10 protein-coding genes are annotated in these 9717 nt (G+C 53.2%); 5 read left to right on the top strand and 5 right to left on the bottom strand.

Annotation, left to right across the window (positions count from 1 at the left end; genetic code table 11):
* The coding region (locus FLS37_RS14875) for a transposase domain-containing protein (protein WP_198314589.1) at nt 1-198 on the top strand (198 nt) is incomplete at its 5' end.
* Between the two features lie 63 nt (nt 199-261).
* Here the strand turns inward: FLS37_RS14875 and FLS37_RS14870 are convergent.
* Both FLS37_RS14870 and FLS37_RS14865 read right to left on the bottom strand, forming a co-directional pair.
* Entirely contained in the window at nt 262-666 is a 405-nt protein-coding gene (locus tag FLS37_RS14870; RefSeq protein WP_157670759.1) for an FKBP-type peptidyl-prolyl cis-trans isomerase, read from the bottom strand.
* Between the two features lie 71 nt (nt 667-737).
* Nucleotides 738-1298, bottom strand: coding sequence for a YaeQ family protein (locus FLS37_RS14865; protein WP_157670758.1), 561 nt, complete (start codon nt 1296-1298; stop codon nt 738-740).
* A 335-nt stretch (nt 1299-1633) separates the two neighbouring features.
* On the opposite strand from FLS37_RS14865, the gene FLS37_RS17060 reads away from it, so the two are divergent.
* Together FLS37_RS17060 and FLS37_RS14855 are read left to right on the top strand one after the other, a co-directional pair.
* Nucleotides 1634-3766, top strand: a complete 2133-nt coding sequence (locus FLS37_RS17060; protein WP_308418768.1) for a DEAD/DEAH box helicase — start codon at nt 1634-1636, stop codon at nt 3764-3766.
* 69 nt (nt 3767-3835) lie between these two features.
* Complete coding sequence (locus tag FLS37_RS14855; protein ID WP_232522635.1) at nt 3836-4186, top strand: antibiotic biosynthesis monooxygenase; 351 nt, start codon at nt 3836-3838, stop codon at nt 4184-4186.
* A gap of 11 nt (nt 4187-4197) precedes the next feature.
* On the opposite strand, the gene FLS37_RS14850 is transcribed toward FLS37_RS14855, so the two are convergent.
* Nucleotides 4198-4986, bottom strand: a complete 789-nt coding sequence (locus tag FLS37_RS14850; RefSeq protein ID WP_157670757.1) for an EAL domain-containing protein — start codon at nt 4984-4986, stop codon at nt 4198-4200.
* A 348-nt stretch (nt 4987-5334) separates the two neighbouring features.
* On the bottom strand, nt 5335-5820 hold the full coding sequence (locus tag FLS37_RS14845; RefSeq protein ID WP_157670756.1) for a hypothetical protein: 486 nt from the start codon (nt 5818-5820) through the stop codon (nt 5335-5337).
* A 196-nt stretch (nt 5821-6016) separates the two neighbouring features.
* Between FLS37_RS14845 and FLS37_RS14840 the strand changes: the two genes are divergently transcribed.
* Both FLS37_RS14840 and FLS37_RS14835 read left to right on the top strand, forming a co-directional pair.
* On the top strand, nt 6017-6940 hold the full coding sequence (locus FLS37_RS14840) for a methylenetetrahydrofolate reductase (protein ID WP_157670755.1): 924 nt from the start codon (nt 6017-6019) through the stop codon (nt 6938-6940).
* Nucleotides 6941-7045: 105 nt separating this feature from the next.
* Entirely contained in the window at nt 7046-7549 is a 504-nt protein-coding gene (locus FLS37_RS14835) for a TerB family tellurite resistance protein (RefSeq protein WP_157670754.1), read from the top strand.
* A 58-nt stretch (nt 7550-7607) separates the two neighbouring features.
* On the opposite strand, the gene FLS37_RS14830 is transcribed toward FLS37_RS14835, so the two are convergent.
* A complete protein-coding gene (locus FLS37_RS14830) occupies nt 7608-9713 on the bottom strand; it encodes a TonB-dependent receptor domain-containing protein (protein ID WP_157670753.1) in 2106 nt (701 codons plus the stop codon).
* Nucleotides 9714-9717: the final 4 nt, after the last annotated feature.

The raw sequence follows: 9717 nt of genomic DNA, 5'->3' as shown, positions 1-9717 counted from the left end.
CCGATTGCGATTGGCAAAAAGAATTGGCTATTCGCGGGCAGCGAACGCGCCGGCAAACGCGCAGCCGCCATCCAAAGTTTATTGGCGACGGCTAAACTGAATGGCATTGAGCCATCAGAATGGCTGAAGGACACGCTGGAAAAACTCCCTACCTGGCCGAATAGCAGGATTGATGAGTTGTTGCCGCTGCGCGGCTAGTTCATTTCGATGCAACTGGCGAGGTGGTCACGCCGTACGCATACAAAACGCTTGCCTACCAACTTACATGATTTTCAACAGTTCCACTTCAAAAATCAGCGTGGCGTTTGGCGGAATCACACCGGGTACACCCCGCTCGCCGTAGGCCAGCTTCGGCGGGCAAACCAGCTTGGCCTTGCCGCCTTCTTTAATTTTCTGCACGCCTTCGGTCCAGCACGGCACCACGCGCGCCAGCGGGAAAGTCGCTGGCTGGCCACGTTTGTACGAGCTATCGAATTCCTTGCCATCAGGCAAAGTGCCACGGTAATGCACGCTCACGGTATCGAGCGCCTTCGGTGCCGCGCCTTTGCCTTCCTTGAGCATGGTAATTTCAATGCCCGATTCGGTTTTGATGGTTTTGGCCGTCTCGGCCGCATGGGCGCTCAAGCTCAAGCCTGCAACAAGCAGGGCAGCAAACAGAGATTTCATTGGAATATCCTTTGGTGGGGTATTGCTCGGTAAACAAGGTACAAATTGCGCTGTGTTCATATACCTATAGGTTATTGGTTGACGATCTGCCCCATGCGCAGCAGTGGCCGAGGCTCAACCAGCACATTGTGCGTATTGTCTGATATCCAAGTCTGGCCGTCCTGAATCGTGAATTGCAATTGCATCGTGCGCTCGGTCATTTTGGCCAGTTCAGCCAAAGTCTCGGCATCGACGCCAACGACGTTCAAATGATCAAAACGGGTGAGCTGGCCTTTGATGCCGTCAAACCAGATATCGACGACCCGCGCGCCATAGGCGTAAATCCACACCTCGTTCGAGCGCCCGCAGGCTTTTTTGATGCGCTTTTCGTCGGGCATGCCCAGGTCTATCCATTGCTCGATGGCGCCAGTCAGATCCATTTGCCAGATGTCAGGCTCGTCGTCAGCGCACAGGCCGCGTGTTAGCTCCAGGCTTTCACTGGCGTGCTGGGCGAAGGCGACAAGGCGCAACATCATGCGCTCATCGGTTTCGGACGGGTGGCGAGCTAGCGTCAGATGATGCGTCGCATAGTAATTGCGATCCATATCGGTGATGCTGAGCTCGGCTTTGAAAACGGTGGATTTGAGGGCCATGAGCATACTGCGGCAGAAAAAACAGTAGTTTAACGCGTTCACTGTGCGTAAGACAGCACCTTACATCTTACGTTGCAGTTGAGGCTGTACAGTGGAATCGACACACTTGGCACGGTTTTTGGTTAACCTTTGATCAAATAAACCGCAAAAAGAACGTTTTTTTGCATACAGCGTTTGTTTTTTCGGCTAAATACTCTGTAGAATCCGAGTTTTAGCGCCCAACCAATCGGCGCGCCGTGGTTTTGACGTCCTGTCACCCGGCCTCTCTCTTCAATTTACCTCAACCTGCCCTGGATTGGTATCGCGCCCGCGATAGGCCGCAGCAGGAATATTCAATGTCTGAACTGACTTTTGCCGATTTAAAATTGGCCGAGCCGCTATTGCGCGCTGTTGCTGAAACCGGTTACACCACCCCGACACCGATTCAAGCACAGGCCATCCCTCAAGTGATTTTAGGCGGCGATTTGCTCGCCGCAGCACAAACCGGTACCGGTAAAACCGCTGGCTTTACCTTGCCGATTTTGCAGCGCCTGGTTGAAAAAGGCGCACCAACCAGCCAGAAAGGCGCGCCGCGCGTGCTGATCCTGACCCCGACGCGTGAACTCGCCGCGCAGGTGGAAGAATCCGTTAAAACCTATGGCAAATACCTGCCGTACACGTCGATGGTGATGTTTGGCGGTGTGAATATCAAACCGCAACACCGTCGCCTGCATTCGCCGCTGGATATTCTGGTTGCCACGCCGGGCCGCTTGCTCGATCACGTTGGCCAGCAAACTGTCGATTTGTCGGCGGTGGAAATTCTGGTGCTGGACGAAGCCGATCGTATGCTCGATATGGGCTTTATCCACGACATTAAAAAAGTATTGAAACTGGTTCCTGCCGAGCGTCAAAACTTGCTGTTCTCAGCGACGTTTAGCGACGAAATCAAAGAGCTGGCCGACAAGCTGCTCAATAACCCGGCGCTGATCGAAGTGGCGCGCCGTAATACGACCAATGAGCTGGTCAGCCAGCGCGTACATCTGGTTGATCGCGATAAAAAACTACCGCTGCTGACGCATCTGATCAAAGAAGGCGATTGGCATCAGGTGCTGGTGTTTATGCGCACCAAACACGCATGTAACCGTGTAGCGGAAAAACTGAACAAAGACGGCATTACCGCGATGGCGATTCACGGCAATAAGAGCCAGAACGCCCGCACCGCCGCTTTGGCGCAATTCAAGACCGGTGAGCTGCAAGTGCTTGTCGCGACCGACATCGCCGCGCGTGGTCTGGATATCGAAGAATTGCCGCACGTCGTTAATTTTGAATTGCCGAATATTTCCGAAGACTACGTTCACCGTATCGGTCGTACTGGTCGCGCTGGTTGTACTGGCGAAGCGCTGTCACTCGTCTGTGTCGATGAACTGAAATTCCTCGCCGACATCGAAAAGCTGACCAAGCAAAGCATCCCGAAATTTATCGTTCCGGGCTTTGAAGCCGATCTGACTGTGAAGCCTGAACCTATCGTGCGCGGTGGCCTCGGTCGTGATCGCCCACCACGTACACCGCGTACCAACACCAATTCGCGCCCGCCTAAGGGTTGGAATAAAGGCAATGCCGAAGCGCTGCAAGCGGAAAAAGATGCCATGCTCGCTGCCGGTGCGACGTCCGAAGAAGTCGCTAAAGTGATGGCGGCGAAAAAAGCCGAAGCCGAGAGCAAAGCACAGCGCAGCCCACGCAGTGGACAGGCTCGCCGTCGTCCCGAAGGTAGTGCAGAAGCTGCCAGTGTTGACGGTGAATCGTCGCCAGCGCGTGCACGTCAGCAGCGAGAAGGGCAGCCACGCGAAGGTCAGGCTCGTGGCCGTGGTCGTCGTCCGGCTGGTGAAGTGCGTATTGATGGCGATCAGCCACAACGCGCGCCACGCCAAGAGCGGGCACCGCGTGATGGTGCGCCTCGTCAGGAACGTGGCCCACGTAGCGAAGGGCGTGGCAACGAAGCACGTCGCCCTCGTGCGGAAGGCACGTCTGGTCGTGGTCCGCGTGAGAATTATGACGAACGCCAGCCAATGTCGAATGCCAATGCCTTGCCACCCGAGCTGATGCAGCGCCCGGCGCGCGGCCCTCGCTTCGGCAACGGCGGCAATGCCGCGTCGACGCAGGGCGGCTTCCCGCCGATCCCGCGTCAAGGCGGGTATTACGACAAACCGGAAACAGGCGGCCGTGGCGGTTCACGCAGTGACAGCAGCCGAGGCCCGCGTCCGGCAGGGCGCGATGGTGCTCGCACTGATACCCGTGGCGGTCGTCCACAGGTGCGCGACGGTCGCCCGCCAGCCCGCGATGGCCGCTCTCTCGCCAGCGATACCCGCCGCACCGATCAGCGCAAGCCGCAAACACATACACCGCATTCCGAAGGCCACGGCGGCCAGCGCCGCCGCTCAGCGCCAACGGCAGCACTACTCGGTGGCGGCAAACCCCGCGACGAAGAGTAAACTTGGTAGGGTGGGTTAGGCGAAGCCGTAACCCGCCAATAGGGTATTTGTCCGAAGGCCATATTTTATATGGCCTTCATTCATATACGGGGCGAGGTATTGATGTATTCAGCCACTTTTATTTTCACAGCGAAAGAATACGACGATGAGTTTCACGCGCTCGACGCGCTGATTGCCACGGCCGCCAAAGAATCAACCGGTTATATCGGCGAAGAAGCGTGGGAAGACCCGAAAACGGGTCGCATCGCCAATGTGTATTACTGGAAATCCGAGGCCGGTCTGAAAGAGCTGATCGCCCACCCCAAGCACATCGAAGCGAAAAAACGCTATACCGAATGGCTGGGCGGTTATCAGGTGATTATCGCGCAAGTGCTCAAAACCTATGGTGACGGGCAGGTGAGGCATGTATTGGCGGAGTGATCATCACTGCGCTAACGAATCGCCAGCGGCAGATTATCAATTTCCGGCCGGGCGAAGTAGTAGCCCTGAATCAGATGCACGCCCATCTCAGTGAGCGTGCGGTATTCGGCTTCGGTTTCTACGCCTTCTGCAATCACCTTGATGTTCAGCCGGGAGCAGGTCAGCAAAATGCCCGCCAGAATAGCCTGACGGCTGGCGCTGTGATCAATCCCCCGTGTTAATTCCATATCAATCTTGATCACATCGGGCTGAAATTCCGCCAGCAAATTCAAGCCCGAATAGCCAGCACCAAAATCATCAATCGCCGTGGTAAAGCCACGCCGCCGGTAGGCCTCAAAGATACCGGCCAGATGCTCGCTATCATTGACCCTTTCCCCTTCGGTCACTTCAAACATCAGCCGACTGGTTGGAAAGCGGAATCGCTCTGAGGCCTCCAGCGTGGCGCGAATGCAGGTTTCGGGGCGATACACCGCATTGGGTAGGAAGTTGATCGAGAGCAGGCAATCGGTTTGATTTTGCAGCCCCAGCCTGGAGGCCAGCTCAATGGCTTTAACCCGGCACGCCTGATCAAAACGATAGCGGTTGCCATCGTTCACTTGCTCCAGAATGCTGTAAGCAGGCTCGCCATGCATGCCCCTGACCAAAGCCTCATAAGCGAAAGGGCGCTGCAAATCGGTATCCCAGATCGGTTGAAAAGCCATCGTAAATTCAAAACCCAGATCTTCAAGATTGCGGCACTGATCGCAAGCAATCGGCTTGAATGGTTCGCTAAAGATGGCTTTGCTGTGTTTGAGTTCCATATTTGCCTTCGCTGTACTGGAGTAAACAACCTCATCCAGCATAGCCCAGCAAGACCAAAAGCAGGGTGAATTGCTCAAGTGCGCGAGTATATTTCTTGCCTTAATGCGCCACTGGGCATGGCGATCAAGAAGTGCTGGGGAATGAATGGCTGGCAAAAAAGTGCTGTTCACCCAGCCTAACCGGAGCGCAAAAAACGCTGTTAAGAATGGCTGGGTGGCTATCGGATGATTTCGCTGATGCGAACACTAACGTTAAAGCCGATGGTGATGGACTACCATAGAACGTTTTGGTTCAACTTCAGCTGCAGGTCGTTTACTTCTGTCAGCATAAGTTACTTATTTGCAGAGTTAGTGCACCATGCCACCGTAAGTACCCATTCCTGCAGTTAAATAGTCAAGAAGATTATTGCCACCCCAGTCATTCATCCCTTCTGATTCACATTCAGTTAGCTTTGAGCGGCCTCGTTGCATAATTCCGCCTACACCTTTGCTGAAGTAAGCTTCCCCATCAAAGCTTTCAGTGCATTTGCTCCATCTGTAGGCAGTGCCGTCATTTAGATCACTTGAGGCAGTTAATTTGACGCGAAATCTATCGTTCCCCAAATCCAATAGGGTACCGCTCGCACGAACAGAGCCATAAGTTGGGCTATATCCTGGTGGTGCGCAGCCTTGAAATTCAACGGTATAGTCGATAGCGCCACTTGCTGTGTTCCATGTGTAGTTGACAACTCGTTTGCCACTACCACCGTACTGGGTTGCACAGCTTAGCTCTATTGTCTCTGCATATGATTGCAAACTTGCCCAACATAGGAGTAAGAATAAGGTTTTCTTCATTTTGAGTTTTTAAGTAAGTGTTGAGTAACAATTATAGATGTGTATTTAACATGAAAAAAATGCTTAGCTTGAATAGTTGTAAAAATCATAATTGAAAGTTGCTTATTTCTTATGCAACAACATGACTATCATGCTGCTTTATCTATTCCAAGCCTGAAACAGCGTAAAATCCCGCCAAACGATAACGAGTCTGCTTATGCCTACTTCACTGCTCACCAAAATCACCCAGCGCCAATCCGGTATCTTGTTGTATGGCATTACGCCGCCGAAGGCGAATAATACGCCGGAGAAAATCGCCGAGATTGCCGCCTTGCAGGTTGAGCGCATTGCGCCGCTGAATGTGGATGGGCTGGTGCTGTATGACATTCAGGATGAGGCTGATCGCACCGATGCGGCGCGGCCTTTCCCGTTTATGGCGACGCTCGATCCGCTGGTTTATAGCCGTGACTATCTGGCAGCGCTCGATATTCCGAAAATCAATTACCGCTGCGTGGGTAAATATTCGCCCGAAGCTTTTCGTGCCGATGTCATGGCGATGGCCGATGGCGTTTCGGTGTTTGTTGGCGCGGCCTCGCGCGAGCAGCAGGTGTCGCTGTCGGTGGCGCAAGCGTATGCACTGCGCCGCGAAACCAATCCCGATCTGCTCGTGGGTGGCGTGGCGATCCCCGAGCGGCATTTGGTTAAGCAGGATGAGCATTTACGCGTGGCGCATAAGGTGGCCGAAGGGTGTTCGTTTTTTGTCACGCAATGCGTTTATAACGTCGAAGCGGCGAAAAATTTCCTCTCCGATTATTACTACGCCTGCCAGGCCAGCGGCACGCCCATGGTGCCGATTATTTTCACCATTACGCCATGCGGCTCGGTGAAAACGCTGGAATTTATGAAATGGCTGGGCATTAGTATCCCGAAATGGCTGGAAAACGATTTGGTGCATTCGGGCGATATTCTGGCTAAATCGCTTGATGTATGTAGGGGTATATTCTCAGAGCTGATGTCCTATGCTGCTGAGAAGAATATACCTGTCGGGTGTAATGTCGAAAGCGTAGCAATTCGCAAAGACGAAATCGAAGCGTCATTGCAATTGGTCCGCGATGTGCAGACGATGTTTGCCGGCGCGTAAATGCAAAACCCAAGCGCAAAATTGTTCGTGCCGCGATGGAACCAAGCTCACGCCGGGCGAGTCCGAGCAGTTCTTTTCTACTTAGATTGAACTGGAGTCGTAGTCATGGGTTTGTTTGATATGTTCAAAAGCGATAATAGCCAAACCATTACGCCGCATTTTGCTTTTGCGACGGGCTTGCTCTACATGATGTCAGCCGATGGCGAAATGGATAATGAAGAAATTGGCCATTTGCTATCAGTGCTTGGTGGCGCCAAATCATCCAGCGGCGCAATTGGCGTTGGCGCGCAAAACAAGCAATTGCTGGATCGCGCGATCAACTATCGCCAGAAAAACAGCCTTGATCAGTATCTGGCCGATGTCACCCCCATTCTGACCGATGCACAGAAGATGTGCATCCTGATGAATCTGCTCGATTCCGCGTTTTCCGATGGCGAAGCCGAGCCGGAAGAACAAGCGATGTTTGCCAAAATCCAGGCCGCCTTCGGCATTAGCGACGAGCGCTTCAAGCCTTTCTTTGAAGTGCTGATGATCAAGAACGACCGCTCGGTCTTCGTTGACCAGAACCACCCGCACAATCAGGCGGGCTATACCGTGCAATTGTCGTAAGCGGCACTCAAGCGCGGCGCCCCGGCTTTGACCGGGCGCGCTGCGTGTTCATCAGCGATTAAAACGTATATTTGCCACCCAATTCAAATGAGCGCTCAGGCCCGATATAAATGCCCTGACGCAAGCCGGAAATATAGCGTTCGTTTGTCAGGTTTTTAATGCTGCCAAACAGCGACAGCTGCTTGTTAATAGCATAGCTGGCACTGAGATTGGCAGTTGTATAGCCTGCAATTTCGCCGGTGAAGAATCCGCTGGTATTTTCTTTGATCTCTTTGCTATTGGCCGTATCGCTAAACTGCGCGCCGGTATGATTGATCGTTAATGCCGTATTCAGGCTGCCGACGCGGTAAGCCAATGTGAGATTGGCAATCCACTTAGGCGTATAGGCAATGCGGTTGCCATCCGCAATTGTGAGTTTGCCTGTCTTGTCATAGCGATGACCAACAAAGTGGGCGTCTGGCACATAGGTGGTATTGGCATCAATGCTAAAACCGTTGTTGAAGGCGTAACCCAGTGATAATTCCAGACCTTGATGCAATGTCTTGCCGCCATTGGTGTTCTGGAAATTGCTATTGCTGTTGGCCGGGATCACTTGGTTTTGGAAATCCATCCGGAAAGCTGTGACTTCATAGCGCATTTTAGCCGCTTGTCCCCGCAAACCTAGCTCGTAGTTCACCGAACGCTGTGCATCAAGTTGTTGATCTACAGGGCCCAGCGTGGGGTTGATGACAATGGCATCGCCATTGAGCGCGGGGGCAAATGCTTTGTGTATGCCACCAAAAAGCTGCATGGTCGGTGTGGCATTGAAGGTAAAACCCAGGCCCGGAATATATTCGGTATTGCGGGTTTCGGCGCGATTACCGTTTGCTGGTGTGCGGCGCAGATCAAGTCGGCTTTGTGTGTAGTTTTCAATGCGCAAGCCCGGTGTAATCGCCAGCTGCTGGCTCAGAGCAAAGCGATTTTGCGCAAAAAAAGCGATGCTGCTGGCTTTATCAATCCGGTTACTGCTGATCGTGCCGCTGCGAGGGTTGGCACGGGTAGCGGCAATGGTCTGGTCGTGCATTTCTTCTTTCATTAAACGCAGACCCAGCTCGGTTTCATGGCTGATGCCTAGGCTATCGTGGGCGATGGTGAGTCGGGTTTCTGCGCCGATGCGGTCAAATGCGCGGTTATTACCGTTCAGAGTATTGCTGTAGTTCCACTGTGTCAGGCCATTGACTTGTTTGGTGGGGGCGCCAGAGACCGTGTTATAGCGCCAGTAGTCCCGATTTATTTCGCTCCAGTACAACACGCTCTTGAGCGTGATATGGTCGCTGATTGTCCAGATATGGTTTAGATCCAGCGAGTTACGTTGTGTTAAAAACCAGTCGTCGGCCGCCGGATTGAAATCGGCTTTGGCGCGGTAAGCATCTAGGAAATGGCCGCGATAAGAAATATTGGCGTCATTATTGTAATGGGTGGCTTTGAGCGCCAACCATTGTTGATCACCGATGGCGATGCCACCTTTGACCATCAGATCACGCATTTTGAAGCCTTTATCCAGAAAACCATCGCTGTGCGCTTCGGTGTAGAAGATGCCACCGATGGCATTGCCCGATTGGGCGTTCACACCCGCTTCCAGATTGGCTTCTTTGTAGCCAAAAGAGCCCACGCGCCCACTGAGCGAGAGGCCTTCTTGCGGCATTTTGGTTTTGTAATTGATGACACCGCCAATGGTGCTGGGGCCATAGCGCAGCGATGCACCTCCTTTGAGGACTTCAATGCTGTCCATGCGCTGAATGCGGGGATTGTAATAACGGCCGTTGCCGACAAAAAGCCCCGGCGCCACAGGGACGCCATCTTCTAGAATCAGGCTGTAGTAATCGCCCGCGCTTAATCCCCGTACGCCAATATTGGCCACAATGGCACTTTCTTCTTCAGGCTTAATCGAAATGCCGGCCACTATTTTCAATACGTCTTCGGTGGATTGTGGTTGTATGCGGTCGATTTCCTGCCGGTTAACCACGGCGATTGAACCTGGAATTTTGCCAATATCGCCTTGCTCATCGCCCACCACATCGATACTTGGCAAAGTGTATTCAGCGTAAACAACCGGGCTTATAAAAGCCGCAAAAATCAACGCCGACAGCGGGCGGAGTGCGTAGGTCTTGGGTGTGGCATGCATGCTC

The sequence above is a fragment of the Chitinibacter sp. GC72 genome (genome assembly GCF_009760905.1).
In the GTDB taxonomy this organism is placed as follows: Bacteria; Pseudomonadota; Gammaproteobacteria; order Burkholderiales; family Chitinibacteraceae; genus Chitinibacter.
Note: the sequence above shows the minus strand (reverse complement) of the source record. Positions and strands in the feature narration are given on the sequence as shown.